A 22,315-nucleotide genomic window follows, 5' to 3' on the forward strand; every position below is an offset into this window, starting at 1 on the left:
TTCGGAAGCAATTATGGCCCTATTACAAATTAGTGAGCCTGGTCTGAGCGCCGCGCCGCATCAGCGTCGATTGGCGGCAGGTATCGACCTTGGCACCACCAATTCTCTGGTTGCTACCGTGCGTAGCGGCCAGGCCGAAACTCTGCCCGACCATCAAGGCCGCTACCTGCTGCCGTCGGTCGTGAACTACCACGCCTCTGGACTGACCGTCGGCTATGAAGCCCGGCTCAATGCCGCTCAGGATCCGGTGAACACCATCAGCTCGGTGAAGCGAATGATGGGGCGTTCCCTCGCCGATATTCAAACCCGCTATCCGCACTTGCCGTACCAGCTGCAGGCCAGTGAAAATGGACTGCCGATGATCCAGACCGCCGGCGGCCTGCTGAACCCAGTGCGGGTCTCCGCCGACATCCTGAAAGCGCTGGCCGCCCGCGCCACTGAAGCGCTGGCGGGCGATCTCGACGGCGTGGTCATTACCGTTCCGGCCTATTTCGATGACGCTCAGCGTCAGGGAACCAAAGACGCGGCGCGTCTGGCGGGCCTGCACGTGCTGCGTTTGCTCAATGAGCCGACCGCGGCGGCTATCGCCTACGGCCTCGATTCCGGCCAAGAAGGGGTGATTGCGGTTTACGATCTCGGCGGCGGTACCTTTGATATCTCCATTCTGCGCTTAAGCCGTGGGGTGTTTGAAGTGCTGGCGACCGGCGGTGATTCCGCTCTCGGCGGCGATGATTTCGACCATCTGCTGGCCGACTATCTGCGCGAGCAGGCGGGCCTCAGCGACCGTAGCGATAACCGCCTGCAGCGTGAGCTGCTGGATGCCGCCATTGCGGCGAAAATCGCCTTAAGCGACGCCGACGTGGCGCACGTCGAAGTCGGCGGCTGGCAGGGCGATATCACCCGTAGCCAGTTTAACGATCTGATTGCCCCACTGGTAAAACGTACCCTGATGGCCTGCCGTCGCGCGCTGAAAGACGCCGGCGTTGAAGCGCAAGAGGTGCTGGAAGTGGTGATGGTCGGCGGTTCCACCCGCGTGCCGTTGGTGCGTGAGCGCGTTGGCGAATTCTTTGGCCGTAACCCGCTGACCTCTATCGACCCGGACAAAGTCGTCGCCATCGGCGCGGCGATTCAGGCGGATATTCTGGTCGGCAACAAACCGGACAGCGAACTGCTGCTGCTTGATGTTATCCCGCTGTCGCTTGGGCTGGAAACCATGGGCGGCCTGGTAGAGAAAGTGATCCCGCGTAATACCACCATTCCGGTGGCCCGCGCGCAGGAGTTTACCACTTTCAAAGATGGCCAAACGGCGATGTCCATTCACGTGATGCAGGGCGAGCGTGAGCTGGTGCAGGATTGCCGCTCGCTGGCGCGTTTCGCGCTGCGCGGTATCCCGGCGCTGCCGGCGGGCGGGGCGCATATTCGCGTCACCTTCCAGGTTGATGCCGACGGTCTGCTGAGCGTTACAGCGATGGAAAAATCGACCGGCGTGGAAGCCTCAATCCAGGTGAAACCGTCTTACGGCCTGACCGATGGCGAAATCGCCAACATGATTAAAGATTCGATGAGCTACGCCGAACAGGATATCCAGGCGCGTATGCTGGCTGAACAGAAAGTCGAAGCCGCTCGCGTACTGGAGAGCCTGGAAAGCGCGCTGGCCGCCGACGCCGCGCTGTTAAGCGCCGCAGAGCGTCAGGTTATCGATGCCGCCGCGGAGCAAGTTCGCGCCGCCGCGGCAGGCGAAGATGCCGACGCGATTAAAGAAGCCATTAAAAATATCGACACACAAACCCAGGAATTCGCCGCACGCCGCATGGACCAGTCGGTCCGCGCTGCGCTGAAAGGCCAATCCGTGGACGAGGTTTAAAATGCCAAAAATTGTTTTTCTGCCCCACCAGGACCTGTGTCCGGATGGCGTAGTTGTGGAAGCTGAGAGCGGTGAAACCATTCTGGATGCGGCGCTGCGTAGCGGTATCGAGATTGAACACGCCTGTGAAAAATCCTGTGCCTGCACCACCTGCCACTGCATCGTGCGTGAAGGTTTTGACTCGCTGGCGGAAAGTAGCGAAGATGAAGACGACATGCTGGATAAAGCCTGGGGGCTAGAACCTGACAGCCGTCTGAGCTGCCAGGCGCGCGTTACCGACGAAGATCTGGTCGTTGAGATCCCGCGTTACACCATCAACCACGCACGCGAGCACTAATATGGCACTGAAATGGACCGACAGCCGCGAAATCGGCGAAGCCTTGTATGACGCTTACCCGGATCTCGACCCGAAAACCGTTCGCTTCACCGATATGCATCAGTGGATTTGCGACCTGGAAGAGTTCGATGACGACCCAAACGCATCCAATGAAAAAATTCTGGAGGCGATTCTGCTAGTCTGGTTAGACGAAGCCGAATAATTTTCGCCTCAAGCGGAAAAATTTTAACGGGCTGCCATAGGGTGGCCCGTTTGCTAATAAGGATAAAGATAATGACCGAAGCCATGAAGATTACGCTTTCTACTCTGCCTGCCGATGCGCGCTGGGGAGAAAAAGCGACCTGGAGTATCAATAACGACGGTATCGCCTTACATCTCAACGGTAAAGACGACCTGGGGTTAATCCAGCGCGCGGCGCGCAAAATTGACGGTATGGGTATCAAGCACGTCGCCCTGAGCGGCGAAGGCTGGAATACCGATCGCGCCTGGGCCTTTTGGGCCGGCTATAAAGGGCCGAAAGGTCAGCGCCAGGTCGAATGGCCAACCCTGGACGACGCGCAGCGCAGCGAGCTGGATAACCGTCTGACGATCATTGATTGGGTTCGCGACACCATCAACGCGCCGGCAGAAGAGCTGGGGCCAGAACAGCTGGCGCAGCGCGCCGTCGATCTGCTGTGCGGCGTGGCGGGCGAAAAGGTCAGCTATCGCATCACCAAAGGCGAAGATCTGCGTGAGCAAAACTATCTTGGCCTGCATACCGTTGGCCGCGGCTCCGAGCGCCCGCCGGTCCTGCTGGCGCTGGACTATAACCCGACTGGCGATAAAGACGCGCCGGTATACGCCTGTCTGGTCGGCAAAGGCATCACCTTCGACTCCGGCGGCTACAGCATCAAGCAAAGCGCCTTTATGGATTCGATGAAATCCGACATGGGCGGCGCGGCCACCGTGACGGGCGCGCTGGCTTTCGCCATTACCCGCGGTCTGAACAAACGTGTGAAGCTGTTCCTGTGCTGCGCGGATAACCTGATTAGCGGCAACGCTTTCAAGCTTGGCGATATCATTCATTACCGTAACGGCAAAACCGTTGAAATCATGAACACCGACGCCGAAGGCCGCCTGGTGCTGGCGGATGGCCTGATCGACGCCTCGGCGCAGAAGCCGCAGCTGATCATCGATGCCGCCACCCTGACCGGCGCGGCGAAAACCGCGTTGGGTAACGACTACCACGCGCTGTTTAGCTTTGACGACGCGCTGGTGAACCGACTACTGGCGAGCGCGCAGGCGGAAAATGAAGCCTTCTGGCGTCTGCCGCTGGCCGAATTCCACCGCAACCAGCTGCCGTCTAACTTCGCTGAGCTGAACAACACCGGCAGCGCGGCGTATCCGGCCGGCGCCAGCACCGCGGCGGGTTTCCTGTCCCACTTCGTGGAAAACTACCACCAGGGCTGGCTGCATATCGACTGCTCCGCGACTTACCGTAAAGCTGCGGTTGAACAGTGGTCGGCGGGTGCCACGGGCCTTGGCGTGCGCACTATCGCTAATCTGCTGACGGCTGAGTAATGGCCTTGCCGGGTGGCGCTACGCTTACCCGGCCTGGAAAACCGTAGGCCCGCGCGGACGGGCGATTTTTGAAGTAGCGAATCTATGTCTGATACTAAAAATGAATTAGAAACTCTGCTGGAGAAGGCGGCGACCGAGCCTGCTCATCGTCCGGCATTTTTCACCGCGCTGCTTGAGGCCACCGTCTGGGTGCCGGGTAGCGCGGCGGACGGCGAGCAGATTGTCGAAGATAGCGCCCTCGATCTCCAGCATTGGGAAAAAGATGACGGCACGTCGGTCATTCCGTTCTTCACCTCGCTGGAGGCGCTACAGCAGGCGGTAGAAGAGGAACAGGCCTTCGTGATGATGCCGGCGCGCACGCTGATGGCGATGACGCTGGGCGAATCGCTGTTTCTCAACCCGAAGCTGCCGAGCGGCAAAGAATTTACCCCGCGGGAAATCAGCCATCTGCTGGGTGAAGAGGGCAGCCCGCTCAGTACCCAGACGGTACTGGAAGGCGGCGAAGCGCTGCTGCTGTCTGAAGTCGCCGAACCGCCGGCGCAGATGGTGGATTCGCTGACCACGCTGTTCAAAACGCTGAAGACCGTCAAGCGGGCGTTTCTGTGTTCGATTAAAGAGAGCGCCGACGCGCCGGCCAACTTGTTGATCGGGATTGAAGCGGAAGGGGATATTGAATCCATTATCCAGACCACCGGCAGCGTGGCCACCGATACCTTGCCGGGCGATGAACCTATCGATATTTGCCAGGTGGTAGAAGGCGAGAAGGGCATCAGCCACTTTATGATTGCCCATATCGCGCCGTTCTATGAAAAGCGCTGGGGTAGCTTCCTGCGCGATTTCAAGCAGAACCGGATTATTTAAAGCCAACCGGGTAGGGCACAGCCACTACCCGGATATTTTACCTTTACTGTGCCGGCTCGATCGGCAAATCCGTTCTCGCGCCCCATTCGCTCCACGAACCATCGTACAGGCACACGCCGTTGACGCCGAGGGTGGTCAACGCCAGTACCACCACTGCCGCCGTTACCCCGGAGCCGCAGCTGGCGATAATCGGTCGTGAAAAATCAACGCCCTGACGCTTAAAGATATCGTTCATCTCATCGACGGTTTTCAGTTCGCCATTAATCACCAGCTCGGTCCACGGGACGTTAAGCGCGCCGGGGATATGCCCGCGGCGTAAGCCTGGACGCGGCTCATCCGCAAGCCCGTTAAAACGCGCCGCCGGACGGGCATCGACGATCTGCGCCGATCCTTCATGGCTGACCAGCAGCACATCGGTTAAGCGTTTGATCACCTCCGGATCGAAGTTCACCTCAAATTCGCCTTCCGGCAGGTCCGGTTCGCCTTTCTCCAGCGGCAATTCATCGCGGCGCCAGCCTTCGAGGCCACCGGCGACAATCGACACTCTTTCGACGCCGAAGGTGCGTAACATCCACCAGGCGCGCGGCGCTGAGAACAGATTGCCTTCATCATAAACCACCAGGTGCTTATCGCTGCTGACGCCAAGCTCGCGCATCGCCACGGCGAAGGTTTCCGCCCGCGGCATCATATGCGGCAGCGGGCTGGTGTGGTCAGACAGCGCTTCGATATCAAAAAAAACCGCGCCGGGGATATGCCCGTCGCGGTATTCCGCCGCCATATCGCGCAGCGCTTCTTGACCCGCCGGCGCCATCCGCGCGTCCAGAATTTGAATCTGCGGGTCATCAATATGTTCCGCCAGCCAGTCGGCCGCAACAAAGAATGAGGTGGACATGAGTGCCTCCGTTTTATTATCGATCAATGAATTGTCGGCGTTTTATAAAGGGCTGACAAGTTAAGGTCACGGGAGTGGGGAGGAGGTCACGTAGTTTCCCGATTCATCGGTGGTTTCTATGCTGGTAGCTGTTGAGAATCGCCGTGATGACGCATAATAGAACGTTATTGATTGCATCAGGCTCTGGGCCGAGGGGTTAGAAGGATGAAACCATTTCGTTTAGCGGCGCTTTCGTTGGCGCTCCTTACCGCACTATCATTAAGCGGCTGCGATAACAGCGGTGAGCCGCAGGCCGTGTCGGCGGCCGATAAAGGCGCTACCGATAGCGCGAAAAAGCCGGATAGCGCGCAGCTGGCGACGTTAAAAGAAAAAAGCCAGGGCAAGGCTTTGACGTTGCTCGACGCTTCTGAAGTACAGCTAGATGGCGCGGCGACGCTGGTGCTGACCTTCTCCATTCCGCTCAAACCGGATCAGGATTTTTCTCGCAGCGTCCATCTGGTCGATAAGAAAAGCGGCAAGGTTGACGGCGCGTGGGAGCTGGCGCCGAATCTCAAAGAGCTGCGTCTGCGCCACCTCGAGCCAAAGCGTGAATTGATCGTCACCGTTGACCCAACGCTCATTGCCCTCAATGACGCCACCCTCGGCAGCCCTTTTGAAAAAACCATCGCCACTCGCGATATCGCGCCGAGCGTCGGTTTCGCCAGCCGCGGTTCGCTGCTGCCGGGGAAAGTGGTCGCCGGGCTGCCGGTGATGGCGCTGAACGTCGACAATGTCGATGTTAATTTCTTCCGTATCAAGCCGGAATCACTCTCGGCCTTCGTCAGTCAGTGGGAATACCGGAACTCGTTAAGCAATTGGGAATCAGACGAACTGTTGAAGATGGCCGACCTGGTTTATAGCGGACGCTTCGATCTCAACCCGGCGCGGAATACCCGTGAAAAGCTGCTGCTGCCGCTTAACGACATCAAGCCGCTCCAGCAGCCAGGCGTCTATGTGGCGGTGATGAACCCGGCCGGTCATTATAGCTACAGTAACGCGGCAACGCTGTTCACCCTCAGCGATATCGGCGTCTCCGCGCATCGCTACCATAACCGGCTTGATGTCTTTACCCAGAGCCTCGAAAATGGCGCCGCGCAGTCGGGAATTGAAGTGCAATTGCTAAACGCCAAAGGGCAGACGCTGGCGCAGGCGAAAAGCGATAGCCAGGGTCATGTTACTCTGCAAACCGATAAAGAGGCGGCGCTGCTGCTGGCGCGAAAAGACGGGCAGACTACGCTGCTTGACCTTAAACTGCCGGCGCTGGATCTGGCGGAGTTCTCCATCGCTGGCGCTCCTGGCTTCAGCAAACAGTTCTTTATGTTTGGCCCGCGCGATCTCTATCGCCCGGGGGAAACGGTTATCCTTAACGCGCTGTTGCGTGACGGCGATGGAAAACCGCTGGCGGAGCAGCCGGTGAAGCTGGAAGTGGTGCAGCCGGATGGCCAGGTGATTCGCTCTGTGATGAGCAAACCGGTCAATGGCCTGTATCAGTTTACTTATCCGCTCGACAGCGGCGCGGCCACCGGTATGTGGCACATTCGCGCCAGCACCGGCGATAATCAACCCCGCGAGTGGGATTTCCACGTCGAAGACTTTATGCCCGAGCGCATGGCGCTGAATCTGACGCCGCAGGCCGCGCCTATCGCCCCTGATGCCGACGTCGCCTTTAGCGTCAGCGGCGCTTATCTCTACGGCGCGCCAGCCAGCGGCAATCAGCTGCAGGGCAAACTATTCCTGCGTCCGCTACGCGATGCCGTCGCTGCGCTGCCGGGCTTCCAGTTCGGCGATATCGCGGAAGAAAACCTCTCCCGTAGCCTCGATGAAGTCCAACTGACGCTGGATGAAAAAGGCCATGGCGAAGTGACCACCGCGAGCCAGTGGCAGGATAGCCATTCGCCGCTGCAGGTCGTGTTGCAGGCCAGCCTGCTGGAATCCGGCGGCCGTCCGGTGACCCGTACCGTACAGCAGCCGATCTGGCCTGCCGAGGCGCTGCCGGGGATCCGTCCGCAATTTACGCTGAAGGACGTTTACGACTACCGCACCGATACCACGGTGAAACAGCCGGTAGTCGATGAAAACAGTAACGCCGCGTTTGACATCGTCTATGCCGATGCCAAAGGCGAGAAAAAAGCGGTCTCCGGTCTGCAGGTGCGGTTGATCCGCGAGCGGCGCGACTACTACTGGAACTGGTCCGATAGCGAAGGCTGGCAGTCGCAGTTCGATCAAAAAGATCTGCAGGAGGGCGAGGAGTCGCTGGATTTGCAGGCCGGGCAGATAGGTAAAGTGAGTTTCCCGGTAGAGTGGGGCTCGTATCGTCTGGAGGTGAAAGGGCCGGATGACGTTGTCAGCAGCGTGCGCTTCTGGGCGGGCTATAGCTGGCAGGATAACAGCGAAGGCGCCGGCGCGGCGCGTCCTGACCGCGTAACGATGAAGCTCGACAAACCTGGCTATAAACCGGGCGACACCATCAAGCTGCATATTGCCGCCCCGGCGGCGGGTAAAGGCTACGCGATGGTCGAATCCAGCGAAGGGCCGCTGTGGTGGCAGGAAATTGACGTCCCGGCGGAGGGCATGGATCTGTCTATTCCGGTCGATAAAGCCTGGAATCGCCACGATCTCTACCTCAGCACGTTGGTGGTTCGCCCCGGCGATAAATCGCGCTCGGCGACGCCGAAACGCGCGGTCGGCCTGCTGCATCTGCCGCTGGGCGATGAAAACCGCCGTCTGTCTCTGGCGCTGGAGGCGCCGGATAAAATGCGCCCGAATCAGCCGTTGACGGTGAAAGTGAAGGCCAGCGTGAAAGAGGGCGAGGTGCCGAAACAGATTAACGTTCTGCTCTCGGCGGTGGATAGCGGGGTGCTGAATATTACCGATTACGCTACGCCGGATCCGTGGAACGCTTTCTTCGGCCAGAAACGTTACGGCGCGGATATTTATGACATCTACAGCCAGGTGATCGAAGGGCAGGGACGCTTAGCCAGCCTGCGTTTCGGCGGCGATGGCGACGAGTTAAAACGCGGCGGCAAACCGCCGGTTAATCACGTGACGATCGTCGCCCAGCAGGCGCAGCCGGTGGTGTTGAATGACCAGGGAGAAGGCACGGTGACGTTACCCATCGGCGATTTTAACGGCGAGTTGCGGGTGATGGCCCAGGCGTGGACGGCAGATGACTTCGGCAGCAGCGAAGATAAAGTGGTGGTTGCCGCCCCGGTTATCGCGGAACTGAATACCCCGCGTTTCCTTGCCAGCGGCGACGCCACGCGTCTGGCGCTGGATCTCAGCAATCTGACCGACAAACCGCAAACCCTGCAGGTGCATCTTACCGCCAGCGGGTTGGTCACGTTGACCGATGGCCAACTGCCGCCGGTACAGCTGGCCCCGGGCGCGCGCAGCACGCTGTTTATACCGGTGACCGCGTTAGCGGGATTCGGCGATGGTCAGGTCAATGCCACCATCAGCGGCCTGAACCTGCCGGGCGAAACCTTCGCGCCGTTGCAAAAACAGTGGAAAATCGGCGTGCGTCCGGCGTTCCCGGCGCAGACCGTCAATAGCGGCGCGGTGCTACAACCTGGCGAAAGCTGGCTGGCGCCGGCGGCGCAGAGTCAGGGGTTCGCCCCGCAAACGCTGCAGGGCCAACTGCTGCTCAGCGGTAAACCGCCGTTGAATCTCGCCCGCTATATTCGCGAGCTGAAAGCCTATCCTTACGGCTGCCTTGAGCAGACCGCCAGCGGCCTGTTCCCTTCTTTATACACCAGCGCGGCGCAGCTAAAAGCGCTGGGGATCAGCGGCGATAGCGATGAAAAACGCCGCGCGGCGGTCGATGTAGGTATCTCGCGCCTGCTGCAGATGCAGCTGGAAAATGGCGGCTTTGCGCTATGGGATAAAGAGGGCCCGGAAGAGTACTGGTTGACCGCCTACGCCATGGACTTCCTCGTCCGCGCGGGCGAGCAGGGCTATAGCGTTCCGGTCAACGCCCTTAATAAAGGCAACGAGCGCCTGCTGCGCTATCTGCAGGAACCGGGGTTGATGACCGTGCGCTACAGCGACGATGCCCAGGCCAGCCGATTTGCCGCTCAGGCATACGCCGCGCTGGTACTGGCGCGTCAGCAAAAAGCGCCGCTCGGCGCCTTGCGTGAAATCTGGAGCCGTCACGAACAGGCGCGCTCCGGATTGCCGCTGCTGCAACTCGGTATTGCGCTGAAAACCATGGGCGATGCGCCGCGCGGCGCTGAGGCTATGAAGCTGGCGGTTGCCACGCCGCGCCAGGATGAGAATCGTTGGCTGGGCGATTACGGCAGCCAACTTCGCGATGATGCGCTGAAGCTGGCGCTGCTGGAAGAAAACAAGCTGCTGCCGGAGGTGCAAAACCAGCTGTTGGGCAGCTTGTCGGAAGAGGCCTATGGCCAGCGCTGGCTGTCGACGCAGGAAACCAACGCGCTGTTCCTTGCCGGGCGTACGCTTGCCGACCTGCCGGGCAACTGGCAGGCGCAAACCTCGCTGCAGGCGGAGCCGCTTGCCAGCGACAAAGCGCAAACCCGCAATCTCGACGGCGATCGGCTGGCGTCGCTGCAGGTGACGAATACCGGCAATCAGCCGCTGTGGCTGCGCCTCGATAGCAGCGGTTATCCGCAAAGCGCGCCGCAGTCGGGAGGCAACGTGTTGGGGATTGAACGCGCTATTTTCGATACCCACGGACAGCAGAAATCGCTGACCTCGCTGCGCAGCGGCGAACTGGTGCTGGTCAAGCTGGAGGTGACCGCCAAACGTAACGTTCCTGACGCGCTGGTGGTCGATCTGCTGCCGGCTGGACTTGAGCTGGAAAACCAGAACCTGGCCAATAGCAGCGCCAGCCTGCAGGAGAATGGCGAAGCGGTACAAAACCTGCTTAACCAGATGCAGCAGGCGGATATTCAGCATCTCGAGTTCCGCGATGACCGCTTTGTCGCCGCAGTCGCCATTAATGAAGGTCAGCCGGTGACGCTGGTCTATCTGGCGCGGGCGGTGACGCCGGGCACCTATCAGGTTCCGCAACCGCAGGTGGAATCGATGTATGTACCGCAGTGGCGGGCAACCGGAACGGCCAGCGGCCCGCTTACCGTTACGCCGTAAATGCGCGCATTACCTCGCATAAAACGTCGCTGGCGCTGGCTGGCGGCGTTTATTTTTCTAGTGTGGCTGGCGCTATTGGCGGCCGATCGTCTGTGGCCGCTGCCGCTGCATGAAGTCACGCCTGCCCGCGTGGTGGTGGCGGAAGACGGCACGCCGCTCTGGCGCTTTGCCGATGCGCAGGGCGTCTGGCGTTATCCGGTCACCATCGACGACGTTTCGCCGCGCTATCTGCAGGCGCTCATTCAGTATGAAGACCGCTGGTTCTGGAAACATCCGGGGGTCAATCCCTTCGCGGTGCTGCGCGCCGCCTGGCAGGATCTGACTTCCGGGCGGGTGGTTTCTGGCGGCAGCACGCTCACCATGCAGGTGGCGCGTCTGCTCGACCCTCATCCACGCACCTTCGGCGGCAAGCTACGCCAGCTATGGCGGGCGCTGCAGCTGGAGTGGCATCTGTCAAAAAGCGAAATTCTTACCCTGTATCTGAACCGCGCGCCGTTTGGCGGCACCCTGCAGGGGATCGGCGCGGCTAGCTGGGCTTATCTTGGTAAACCGCCCGCTCAGCTTAGCTACGGCGAGGCGGCGCTACTGGCCGTGCTCCCGCAGGCGCCGAGCCGTTTACGCCCGGACCGCTGGCCGCAGCGGGCCCAGGCCGCTCGCGATAAGGTACTGGGGCGGATGCTCAGCCAGGGCGTCTGGCCGCAGCGAGCGGTACAGGAAGCGATGGAAGAACCTGTATGGCTATTCCCACGGCAGATGCCTCAGCTGGCGCCGCTGTTTGCGCGCCGGGCGCTGGCGACAAGCGGTGATGAAAAGGTGACGACAACGCTCGATGCCGGGCTCCAGCGGCAGCTTGAAGATCTGGCGATGAACTGGAAATCACGTCTGCCGCCGCGCAGCTCACTGGCGATTGTTGTCGTCGATCATACTGATATGAAAGTCCGCGGCTGGGTGGGATCGGTGGATATCCGCGATGATAGCCGCTTTGGCCACATTGATATGGTCTCGGCGGTGCGCTCGCCGGGGTCGGTGCTGAAACCCTTTATCTACGCGATGGCGATGGATGACGGGCTGATTCACCCGGCATCGCTATTACAGGATGTGCCACGGCGCTTTAGCGATTATCGTCCAGGTAATTTCGACAGCGGGTTTCATGGCCCGGTGAGCGCCAGCGAGGCTCTGGTGCGTTCGTTGAATCTGCCGGCGGTGCAGGTGCTCGAAGCCTATGGACCAAAACGCTTTGCGGCTAATTTACGTAATGCCGGGCTCCCTCTGATGCTACCCTCCGGCGCCGAACCGAATCTGTCGCTGATCCTCGGCGGCGCCGGGGCGCGGCTGGAAGATATTGTCGCGGCGTACGGCGCTTTCGCCCGCCATGGCAAGGCGGCGCGGCTGCGCATGAAACCCGACGACCCGCTGGTGGAAAGAGCGCTAATGTCGCCGGGCGCGGCGTGGATCACCCGGCGGATATTGGCAGGCGAAGCCCAGCCGTTACCCGATGCGTCGCTGCCGCAAGCGGTGCCGCTGGCGTGGAAAACCGGTACCAGCTACGGCTATCGCGATGCGTGGGCGGTAGGCCTCAACGCGCGTTATTTGATTGGCATCTGGACCGGACGGCCAGATGGTACGCCGGTGGTGGGGCAGTTTGGTTTTGCCAGCGCTGTGCCGCTGTTAAACCAGGTCAATAATATGCTGCTGGCGCGTCCGTTAATGAGCCGTGGCGGGCTGCCGGTCGACCCGCGTCCAAAGTCGGTCAGCCGCGGCACTATCTGCTGGCCCGGTGGGCAGGATCTGCCGGTTGGCGATAGCAACTGCCGCCGGCGCTTAGCCAGCTGGCTACTGGATGCCAGCCAGCCGCCGACGCTGCTGCTGCCGGGTCAGGAGGGCGTGCGCGGTATCCGCTTCCCGGTATGGCGCAACGCAGCAGGAGAAAGGGTCGCCGCGGATTGTCCTGGCGCGACAGAAACTTCTGTTGATGTCTGGCCGCTACCGCTGGAATCCTGGCTGCCGGTTAGCGAGCGCCGCCGCGCGCGGCTGGGCATGGCATCGAGGACGTGTCCGCCGCTGCAAACTCAGGATGCCGCGCCGCTGGTGCTTTCCGGCATTCGCGAAGGGGCGGTGATAAAACGGCTCCCGGGCGAGGCGCGGGTGATGTTACCCGTGCAAACGAGCGGTGGAGAAGGGCGGCGCTGGTGGTTTATTAACGGCGAACCGTTAGAGGCGACAGGCGCAAGAACGACAATTACGATAGATAAACCTGGCGAGTGGCAACTGGTGGTAATGGATGAGGCAGGGCAAACGGCAGCCGCCAGTTTTACCTTACAATAAACAGGGTAAATCTGTTGTTGGCGGTTTGTGTTGCTAATACTCATCTTATTTTAACAAAATGTTACCTTCATCCGTAGGCATCGCCGACGTTGCTCATTATAATGCGCGCCAGGCCATACGATCGTATGTGCAACAACAGAACATTTAATTAGAGGTAATCATGGCTATTGAACGTACTTTTTCCATCATCAAACCAAACGCGGTGGCAAAAAACGTTATTGGCAGCATCTTTTCTCGCTTTGAAGCTGCAGGGTTCAAAATCGTCGGCACCAAAATGCTGCATCTGACCGTTGAGCAGGCTCGCGGCTTCTACGCTGAGCACGAAGGCCGTCCGTTCTTCGACGGTCTGGTTGAGTTCATGACCTCCGGTCCGATCGTGGTTTCCGTACTGGAAGGCGAAAACGCGGTTCAGCGTCACCGTGACCTGCTGGGCGCCACCAACCCGGACAACGCCCTGGCTGGTACCCTGCGCGCTGACTACGCTGACAGCTTCACCGAGAACGGCACCCACGGTTCCGACTCTGTAGAGTCTGCGGCTCGCGAAATCGCGTTCTTCTTTGCTGAAGGCGAGGTTTGCCCGCGTACTCGCTAATCCTCGTCGTCTTTTCGACCGTCGCGGCGTTGGCTGCGCGCGTTCACCCCGGTCACATAGTTATCTATGCTCCCGGGGATTCACTAGCTTGCCGCCTTGCGACAATCGAAAAGCCTTAGAGGATTAAGTACGCAGCAACAGATTTTTTCATCATTGACTGCGTGTAGGCATGGCTTCTATGCGCCAGAATTTGTAGAATATAGCGCCCCCGGACGAGCAGTCGCTCTCCGGGGCGTTTCTTTTTCAACCCACCTGGGGCCATAACGTGTAATAACGAGGCCGGAAAAATTATGTCTGAACAAATTGTCACACCTGATACCGCCGCTCTGACGGTGCCGAATAAAGATGCCAAAATCAACCTGCTGGATTTAAACCGTCAGCAGATGCGCGAGTTTTTCAAAAACATGGGCGAGAAGCCTTTCCGCGCCGATCAGGTGATGAAATGGATGTATCACTACTGCTGCGATGACTTTGATGAAATGACCGACATCAACAAAGTCCTGCGCGGCAAACTGAAGGAAGTCGCCGAGATCCGCGCCCCGGAAGTCGTTGAAGAGCAGCGCTCCAGCGATGGCACCATCAAATGGGCGATTGCCGTTGGCGATCAGCGCGTTGAAACGGTCTACATCCCGGAAGAAGACCGCGCCACGCTTTGCGTCTCTTCACAGGTTGGCTGTGCGCTGGAATGTAAATTCTGCTCCACCGCTCAGCAAGGCTTCAACCGTAACCTGCGCGTTTCCGAAATTATCGGCCAGGTCTGGCGCGCGGCGAAAATCGTCGGCGCGGTGAAGACTACCGGCGTGCGTCCAATTACCAACGTGGTAATGATGGGTATGGGCGAGCCGCTGCTGAATCTCAACAACGTCGTTCCGGCGATGGAAATCATGTTGGATGATTTCGGTTTTGGTCTCTCCAAACGCCGCGTGACCTTGTCCACTTCCGGCGTGGTGCCGGCGCTGGATAAACTCGGCGATATGATCGACGTTGCGCTGGCGATTTCTCTGCACGCGCCGAATGATACCATCCGTGACGAAATTGTACCGATTAACAAAAAGTACAATATTGAGACCTTCCTGAACTCGGTGCGCGGCTATATTTCGAAGTCCAACGCCAACCAGGGCCGAGTGACCATCGAGTACGTCATGCTGGATCACGTCAACGACGGTACCGAGCACGCCCACGAACTGGCGGCGCTGTTGAAAGATACGCCGTGCAAGATCAACCTGATCCCATGGAACCCGTTCCCGGGCGCGCCGTATGGCCGTAGTTCTAACAGCCGTATCGATCGTTTCTCCAAAGTGCTGATGGAATATGGTTTCACCACCATCGTGCGTAAAACCCGCGGCGACGATATCGATGCTGCCTGCGGCCAGCTGGCGGGCGATGTTATCGACCGCACCAAACGTACGCTGCGTAAGCGTATGCAGGGCGAAGCGATCGACGTTAAAGCCGTCTGATAAGTTATGCAGCGCACAGCTTTCGTTGCGCGCTGCATAAATATGTCGAATTGCCAGGCGAAATACGCTGATTCGGTTAATAATTACGGTGCGTTTTTGTCGACTTTGAGGCAGTATGTAGCGGTACAACAACCGCTTAGCATTCAATATTGATAAGTCTCTGTGATAGTCGCCCGGACAGCCTTATACTGTCGGTTGACGTTGAGCAGTGTCTCGCGGCGCAGGCTCTTTCCCGCGCTGAACTTTAAATTTCACGTACCAGTAGTTGTAGCGAATGAATACTGAAGCCACTCAAGACCATCAAGAAGCAAACTCTACGGGCGCGCGCCTGCGTAACGCCCGCGAACAACTCGGACTCAGCCAGCAAGCGGTGGCTGAACGCTTATGCCTGAAGGTTTCCACGGTTCGTGATATTGAAGAAGATAAGGCGCCAGCCGATCTCGCTTCGACCTTCCTGCGCGGCTATATCCGTTCCTACGCTCGCCTCGTACATATCCCGGAAGAAGAACTGCTGCCGATGATGGCGAAGCAAGCGCCAATTCGCGCCGCCAAAGTGGCGCCGATGCAGAGCTTCTCGCTGGGTAAACGTCGTAAAAAACGCGACGGTTGGCTGATGAGCTTTACCTGGCTGATTTTGTTTGTGGTTATCGGCCTGAGCGGCGCATGGTGGTGGCAAGACCACAAAGCGCAGCAGGAAGAGATCACCAGCATGGCCGATCAATCCACCAGCGACCTGAACGGCAGTCAGTCAATTCCGCTGGATACCAGCTCGGCGAATAACGCGCCGGATACGACGGCAGCCAATACCAATAGCGCGCCGGTCGATACCTCCACCGCACCTGCGCCAAGCGCACCAGCGGCTACCTCCGCGCCGGTGGATAACAACGCCGTGGTCGCCCCTTCGCAGGCTAACGTCGATACCGCCGCCGCCGCGCCGGCTTCGCCAGCCCCGACCTCCGCGTTGCCGACCGATCAGGCGAATGCCGCAGCGGCGGCTTCCGCTCAGGATCTGGTAATGAACTTTAGCGCCGATTGCTGGCTGGAAGTGAGCGATGCGACCGGTAAAAAACTGTTCAGCGGCCTGCAGCGTAAAGGCGGGAACCTGAACCTGAGCGGTCAGGCGCCATATAAGCTGAAAATCGGCGCCCCGGCTGCGGTACAAATCCAGTATCTGGGCAAACCAGTCGATTTGAGTCGTTTTATCAGAACTAACCAGGTTGCGCGTCTGACCCTAAATGCCGAACAATCACCGGCGCAGTAACAGACGGGTAACGCGGGAGATTTTTCATGCATAACCAGGCTCCGATTCAACGTAGAAAGTCCAAACGCATTTACGTTGGTAATGTGCCGATTGGCGATGGGGCTCCCATCGCCGTACAGTCGATGACCAATACTCGCACCACCGATGTGGCCGCGACGGTAAATCAAATTAAAGCGCTGGAGCGCGTGGGCGCGGACATCGTCCGCGTTTCCGTCCCGACGATGGACGCAGCGGAAGCTTTCAAGCTCATCAAACAGCAGGTCAACGTGCCGCTGGTCGCCGATATCCACTTTGACTACCGTATTGCGCTGAAAGTCGCGGAATATGGCGTTGATTGCCTGCGCATCAACCCAGGCAACATCGGTAACGAAGAGCGTATCCGCATGGTCGTGGACTGCGCGCGCGACAAAAACATTCCTATCCGCATCGGCGTCAACGCCGGTTCGCTGGAAAAAGATCTGCAGGAAAAATACGGCGAGCCGACGCCGCAGGCGCTGTTAGAGTCCGCCATGCGTCACGTCGATCATCTCGATCGTTTGAACTTCGATCGGTTCAAAGTTAGCGTAAAAGCCTCTGATGTCTTCCTCGCCGTTGAATCCTATCGCCTGTTGGCGAAGCAGATCGATCAGCCGCTGCATCTCGGGATCACCGAAGCCGGCGGCGCGCGTAGCGGCGCGGTGAAATCCGCAATCGGTTTAGGTTTGCTGCTGTCTGAAGGGATCGGCGATACCCTGCGCGTGTCGCTGGCCGCCGACCCGGTGGAAGAGATCAAAGTCGGTTTCGATATCCTCAAGTCGCTACGCATCCGCTCTCGCGGTATTAACTTCATCGCTTGCCCGACCTGCTCGCGTCAGGAATTTGACGTCATTGGTACGGTGAACGCGCTGGAACAGCGTCTGGAAGATATCATCACTCCGATGGATGTTTCGATCATCGGTTGCGTGGTTAACGGCCCAGGCGAAGCGCTGGTTTCCACCCTCGGCGTCACCGGCGGCAACAAGAAAAGCGGCCTGTACGAAGACGGCGTGCGCAAAGACCGACTGGACAATAACGACATGATCGACCAGCTGGAAGCGCGTATCCGCGCGAAAGCTACCATGCTGGATGAAGCGCGTCGTATTGAAGTTCAGCAGGTTGAAGCAAAATAACGTGTTGGGAAGCAATACGCTTCCCGTGTATGATTGAACCTGCGGGCGCAAGGCGCCGGGGTTCATTTTTATATATAAAGAGAATAAACGTGGCAAAGAACATTCAAGCCATCCGTGGCATGAACGATTATCTGCCGGGCGAAACCGCTCTCTGGCAGCGCATTGAAGGCTCACTGAAGCAGGTGCTCGGTAGCTACGGTTACAGCGAAATTCGTTTGCCGATTGTAGAGCAGACCCCGTTATTCAAACGCGCGATCGGCGAAGTGACCGACGTGGTTGAAAAAGAGATGTATACCTTCGAAGACCGCAATGGCGATAGCTTGACGCTGCGTCCGGAAGGAACGGCGGGCTGCGTACGTGCCGGCATCGAACATGGTCTGCTGTACAATCAAGAACAGCGTCTGTGGTACGTGGGGCCGATGTTCCGCCACGAGCGTCCGCAGAAAGGGCGCTACCGTCAGTTCCATCAGATTGGCGCGGAAGTCTTTGGCCTGCAGGGCCCGGACATCGACGCCGAGCTTATCATGTTGACCGCGCGCTGGTGGCGCGAGCTTGGCATTTCCGATCACGTCAGCCTTGAGCTGAACTCCATCGGTTCGCTGGAGGCGCGTGCCGCCTATCGCGACGCGCTGGTGGCCTATCTGGAACAATTCAAAGATAAGCTGGATGAAGACTGCAAACGCCGCATGTATACCAACCCGCTGCGTGTGCTGGACTCTAAAAATCCGGAAGTACAGGCGCTGCTGAACGATGCGCCGGCGCTGGGCGATTATCTGGACGACGAGTCCAAAGAACACTTCGCCGGTCTGTGCGCGCTGCTCGACGCGGCCGGAATTCGCTATACCGTCAACCAGCGTCTGGTGCGCGGGCTTGACTATTACAATCGCACCGTATTTGAGTGGGTCACCACCAGCCTCGGTTCGCAGGGCACCGTCTGCGCCGGCGGCCGTTACGACGGTCTGGTTGAGCAGCTTGGCGGTCGCGCAACGCCTGGCGTTGGCTTTGCGATGGGCCTGGAACGTCTTGTTTTACTGGTTCAGGCCGTCAATCCGGAATTTAAAGCCGATCCTGTTGTCGATATATACCTGGTAGCCTCCGGTACCGATACTCAGTCCGCAGCAATGCGTCTGGCTGAGCAGGTTCGCGATGCGCTGCCCGGCGTTAAGCTGATGACTAACCACGGCGGCGGTAACTTTAAGAAGCAGTTCGCCCGCGCTGACAAGTGGGGCGCGCGCGTCGCGCTGGTGGTCGGTGAGTCAGAAATTGCTGACGGAAACGTGGTAGTGAAGGATTTACGCTCAGGTGAGCAAACTACCGTAACGCAGGATAGCGTTGCCGCGCATTTGCGCACACTTCTGGGTTAATTTCCCGGAAACCATTAGTCAGGAGAAGGACTGCGTGGAAACTTTCAACAACGAAAACGAGCAGGTCGACGCCCTCAAGCGTTTCTTTGCCGAGAACGGTAAAGCGCTGGCCGTCGGGGTGATTTTAGGGATCGGCGCGCTGGTTGGCTGGCGCTACTGGACTTCCCATCAGCTGGATTCGGCCCGGGATTCCTCTTTGGCCTATGAGAATGCCATTTCCGCGCTGAAGTCAGGTTCGCCTGAAACGCTGACCGCGGCGGAGAAATTCGCCGCCGACAGTAAAAACACCTATGGCGCGTTCGCATCGCTGGAGCTCGCGCAGCGTCTGGTCGATAAAAACGATCTGCAGGGCGCGGAGAAGCAGCTGCAACAAGGGCTGGCTGCCGCCTCTGATGATAATCTGAAATCAGTTATCAATATGCGTCTGGCGCGCGTACAGCTGCAGCTCAAGCAGCCGGATGCGGCGCTGAAAACCCTGGAAGGCATTAAAGGCGAAGGCTGGACCGCTATCGTCGCCGATTTGCGTGGTGAAATTCTGCTGAGCAAAGGCGACAAGCAGGGCGCCCGCGCGGCCTGGGAAGCAGGCGTGAAAAGCGATGCATCGCCAGCGCTCAGCGAAATGATGCGTATGAAAATAAATAATTTGTCCATCTGAGAGGGACTCGATGCAATTGCGTAAATTACTTTTGCCAGGGCTGCTTTCCGTCACCTTACTGAGCGGTTGCTCGCTGTTTAACAGCGAAGAAGATGTGGTGAAAATGTCACCGCTGCCGACGGTGGAAAATCAGTTTACGCCGTCCACGTCCTGGAGCACTTCAGTTGGCGATGGTATCGGTGATTTCTATTCCAACCTGCACCCGGCGTTTGCCGACGGCGTTGTGTATGCGGCTGACCGTAAAGGCACCGTGAAAGCGCTGCACGCTGAAGACGGTAAAGAAGTCTGGTCAGTGAACCTGGCGGAAAAAGACGGCTGGTTCTCGCGCGCTCCGGCGCTGCTCTCCGGCGGGCTGACCGTTTCCGGCGGCCACGTTTATGTTGGTACTGAAAAGGCGCAGCTGTTCGCGCTGAATACCAGTGACGGTACCGTCGCGTGGCAGAGCCGTGTTGCGGGTGAAGCGATTTCTCGTCCGGTCGTTAGCGATGGCATGGTACTGGTGCATACCAGTAACGGTCAGCTGCAGGCGCTGAACGAAACCGACGGCGCGGTGAAATGGACCGTGAACCTGGACATGCCTGCGCTCTCCCTGCGCGGTGAATCCGCTCCGGCTACCGCCTATGGCGCGGCGATTGTCGGCGGCGACAACGGTCGTGTCAGCGCCGTGCTGATGCAACAGGGGCAGATGATTTGGCAGCAGCGTATTTCTACGGCCACCGGCCCGACTGAAATCGACCGTCTGAACGATGTTGACACCACGCCGGTTATCGTTAATGGCGTTGTTTATACGTTGGCTTATAATGGCAACCTGACCGCGCTGGATCTGCGCAGCGGCCAGATTATCTGGAAACGCGAACTGGGTTCAGTGAACGATTTCATCGTTGACGGCAACCGTATCTATCTGGTCGATCAGAATGACCGCCTGCTGGCGCTGACCACCGATGGCGGCGTAACGCTGTGGACCCAGAGCGACCTGCTGCACCGTTTGCTGACCGCTCCGGCGCTGTATAACGGCAGCCTGGTGGTAGGCGACAGCGAAGGCTACATGCACTGGATTAATCCGGAAGACGGCCACTTTGTGGCGCAGCAGAAAGTCGATAGTTCCGGCTTCCTGACCGACCCGGTTATCGCCGATGGTCGCCTGCTTATCCAGGCCAAAGACGGTACGCTGTATTCGATCACGCGTTAACTCGCGCGGTAGTATCGCTTTAATAAACGGCTCCTGGCAGACAGGGGCCGTTTTGATTTTTTAAAAAACCTCGTAAAATGAGGTTGTATTGCAATTTGTATGAGGCATTTAACATGATACCTGTGGTCGCGCTTGTCGGGCGCCCTAACGTTGGAAAATCCACGCTCTTCAACCGCTTAACGCGCACTCGTGACGCGTTGGTCGCGGATTTCCCGGGGCTGACTCGCGACCGTAAGTACGGTCGTGCTGAAGTGGAAGGCCGCGAATTCATCTGTATCGATACCGGTGGTATCGACGGTACGGAAGAAGGCGTGGAAACCCGGATGGCGGAACAGTCTCTGCTGGCGATTGAAGAGGCCGACGTGGTGCTGTTTATGGTTGATGCGCGCGCGGGCCTGATGCCGGCGGATTCCGCGATCGCCAAACATCTGCGTTCTCGCGAAAAACCGACCTTCCTGGTGGCGAACAAAACTGACGGCATCGACGTCGATCAGGCGATGGCCGACTTCTGGTCGCTGGGGCTGGGCGATATTTATCCGATTGCCGCTTCGCATGGCCGCGGCGTCACCAGCCTGCTGGAACACGTGCTGCTGCCGTGGGTAGATGAGGTTAATCCTCAGGAAGAAGTGGATGAAGACGCCGCATACTGGGCGCAGTTTGAAGCCGAGCAAAACGGCGAAGAAGTTGAAGAGCCGGAAGACGACTTCAACCCGCAAGATCTCCCGATTAAGCTGGCGATCGTCGGTCGTCCAAATGTCGGTAAGTCAACGCTGACTAACCGTATTCTCGGCGAAGACCGCGTGGTGGTTTACGATATGCCGGGTACAACCCGCGACAGTATCTACATCCCGATGCAGCGCGATGAACGCGAATATGTGCTTATCGATACCGCCGGCGTGCGTAAGCGCGGCAAAATTACCGACGTCGTGGAGAAATTCTCGGTCATCAAGACGCTGCAGGCGATTGAAGACGCCAACGTGGTGATGCTGGTCATTGATGCCCGTGAAGGCATCTCCGATCAGGATCTGTCGCTGCTGGGCTTTATTCTTAACAGCGGTCGTTCCCTGGTTATCGTGGTTAACAAATGGGATGGCCTGAGCCAGGAAGTGAGAGAGCAGGTGAAAGAGACCCTCGACTTCCGTCTGGGCTTCATCGACTTCGCCCGCGTGCACTTTATCTCCGCTCTGCACGGCAGCGGCGTTGGCAACCTGTTCGAATCGGTGCGCGAAGCTTACGACAGCGCCACCCGTCGCGTGGGTACCGCCATGCTGACCCGCATTATGACCATGGCGGCAGAAGACCATCAGCCGCCGCTGGTACGCGGTCGCCGCGTGAAGCTGAAGTATGCGCACGCCGGTGGTTATAACCCGCCGATCGTGGTGATTCACGGCAACCAGGTGAAAGACCTGCCGGATTCCTACAAGCGTTACCTGATGAACTACTTCCGTAAATCCCTGGATGTCATGGGAACGCCGATCCGCATTCAGTTCAAGGAAGGGGAGAACCCGTTTGCCAATAAACGTAATACCCTGACGCCGAACCAGATGCGTAAGCGTAAACGCTTGATTAAGCATATCAAGAAAAGCAAATAATGCAGAAACCCGCCGCCGGCGGGTTTTTTTATCTACCCTATTCAACGCTTCGCCGGGTCAGCAACGCTGA

General features: G+C 58.6%; 16 protein-coding genes. 15 read left to right on the top strand and 1 reads right to left on the bottom strand.

The window, feature by feature from the left end; genetic code table 11:
* Positions 1-13 precede the first annotated feature (13 nt).
* The 5 genes from hscA (at position 14) to sseB (ending at position 4,622) form a co-directional block, all read left to right on the top strand.
* Positions 14-1,864: a Fe-S protein assembly chaperone HscA gene (gene hscA / locus ACSEMK_RS07200; protein ID WP_113374495.1), complete on the top strand. Its 1,851-nt coding sequence runs from the start codon at positions 14-16 to the stop codon at positions 1,862-1,864.
* Between the two features lies 1 nt (position 1,865).
* Complete coding sequence (gene fdx / locus ACSEMK_RS07205; protein WP_012540871.1) at positions 1,866-2,201, top strand: ISC system 2Fe-2S type ferredoxin; 336 nt, start codon at positions 1,866-1,868, stop codon at positions 2,199-2,201.
* A gap of 1 nt (position 2,202) precedes the next feature.
* Complete coding sequence (gene iscX / locus ACSEMK_RS07210; RefSeq protein ID WP_002913954.1) at positions 2,203-2,403, top strand: Fe-S cluster assembly protein IscX; 201 nt, start codon at positions 2,203-2,205, stop codon at positions 2,401-2,403.
* 71 nt (positions 2,404-2,474) lie between these two features.
* On the top strand, positions 2,475-3,761 hold the full coding sequence (gene pepB, locus ACSEMK_RS07215; RefSeq protein ID WP_430914709.1) for an aminopeptidase PepB: 1,287 nt from the start codon (positions 2,475-2,477) through the stop codon (positions 3,759-3,761).
* An 84-nt stretch (positions 3,762-3,845) separates the two neighbouring features.
* Positions 3,846-4,622: an enhanced serine sensitivity protein SseB gene (sseB, locus tag ACSEMK_RS07220; RefSeq protein WP_308958995.1), complete on the top strand. Its 777-nt coding sequence runs from the start codon at positions 3,846-3,848 to the stop codon at positions 4,620-4,622.
* Positions 4,623-4,665: 43 nt separating this feature from the next.
* Here the strand turns inward: sseB and sseA are convergent, their stop codons facing one another.
* On the bottom strand, positions 4,666-5,514 hold the full coding sequence (sseA, locus tag ACSEMK_RS07225; RefSeq protein ID WP_308958994.1) for a 3-mercaptopyruvate sulfurtransferase: 849 nt from the start codon (positions 5,512-5,514) through the stop codon (positions 4,666-4,668).
* A 204-nt stretch (positions 5,515-5,718) separates the two neighbouring features.
* On the opposite strand from sseA, the gene ACSEMK_RS07230 reads away from it, so the two are divergent.
* From ACSEMK_RS07230 to der, 10 genes are all read left to right on the top strand, one after another.
* Positions 5,719-10,662, top strand: coding sequence for an alpha-2-macroglobulin (locus ACSEMK_RS07230; protein WP_430914710.1), 4,944 nt, complete (start codon positions 5,719-5,721; stop codon positions 10,660-10,662).
* A complete protein-coding gene (pbpC, locus tag ACSEMK_RS07235) occupies positions 10,663-12,987 on the top strand; it encodes a peptidoglycan glycosyltransferase PbpC (RefSeq protein WP_435336331.1) in 2,325 nt (774 codons plus the stop codon). It abuts the gene before it with no gap.
* 160 nt (positions 12,988-13,147) lie between these two features.
* Positions 13,148-13,579: a nucleoside-diphosphate kinase gene (gene ndk / locus ACSEMK_RS07240; protein ID WP_004866348.1), complete on the top strand. Its 432-nt coding sequence runs from the start codon at positions 13,148-13,150 to the stop codon at positions 13,577-13,579.
* Between the two features lie 290 nt (positions 13,580-13,869).
* Positions 13,870-15,036 (top strand): bifunctional tRNA (adenosine(37)-C2)-methyltransferase TrmG/ribosomal RNA large subunit methyltransferase RlmN, encoded by a 1,167-nt coding sequence (locus ACSEMK_RS07245; RefSeq protein ID WP_015370322.1) that lies wholly within the window; start codon positions 13,870-13,872, stop codon positions 15,034-15,036.
* 274 nt (positions 15,037-15,310) lie between these two features.
* Positions 15,311-16,297, top strand: coding sequence for a cytoskeleton protein RodZ (rodZ, locus tag ACSEMK_RS07250; RefSeq protein ID WP_087858407.1), 987 nt, complete (start codon positions 15,311-15,313; stop codon positions 16,295-16,297).
* A 26-nt stretch (positions 16,298-16,323) separates the two neighbouring features.
* Entirely contained in the window at positions 16,324-17,445 is a 1,122-nt protein-coding gene (gene ispG / locus ACSEMK_RS07255; protein WP_087858408.1) for a flavodoxin-dependent (E)-4-hydroxy-3-methylbut-2-enyl-diphosphate synthase, read from the top strand.
* An 89-nt stretch (positions 17,446-17,534) separates the two neighbouring features.
* Entirely contained in the window at positions 17,535-18,809 is a 1,275-nt protein-coding gene (gene hisS, locus ACSEMK_RS07260) for a histidine--tRNA ligase (RefSeq protein ID WP_015703166.1), read from the top strand.
* 34 nt (positions 18,810-18,843) lie between these two features.
* The gene (locus ACSEMK_RS07265) at positions 18,844-19,464 is read left to right on the top strand and encodes a YfgM family protein (protein WP_045377550.1); all 621 of its coding nucleotides are present in this window, start codon (positions 18,844-18,846) and stop codon (positions 19,462-19,464) included.
* Positions 19,465-19,474: 10 nt separating this feature from the next.
* Complete coding sequence (gene bamB, locus ACSEMK_RS07270; protein WP_045392712.1) at positions 19,475-20,653, top strand: outer membrane protein assembly factor BamB; 1,179 nt, start codon at positions 19,475-19,477, stop codon at positions 20,651-20,653.
* Positions 20,654-20,766: 113 nt separating this feature from the next.
* Entirely contained in the window at positions 20,767-22,245 is a 1,479-nt protein-coding gene (gene der / locus ACSEMK_RS07275; protein WP_015370328.1) for a ribosome biogenesis GTPase Der, read from the top strand.
* The last annotated feature ends 70 nt before the right edge of the window (positions 22,246-22,315 follow it).

This window comes from Klebsiella sp. K-3, assembly GCF_051207495.1.
GTDB classification, from domain to species: Bacteria; Pseudomonadota; Gammaproteobacteria; order Enterobacterales; family Enterobacteriaceae; genus Klebsiella; species Klebsiella aerogenes.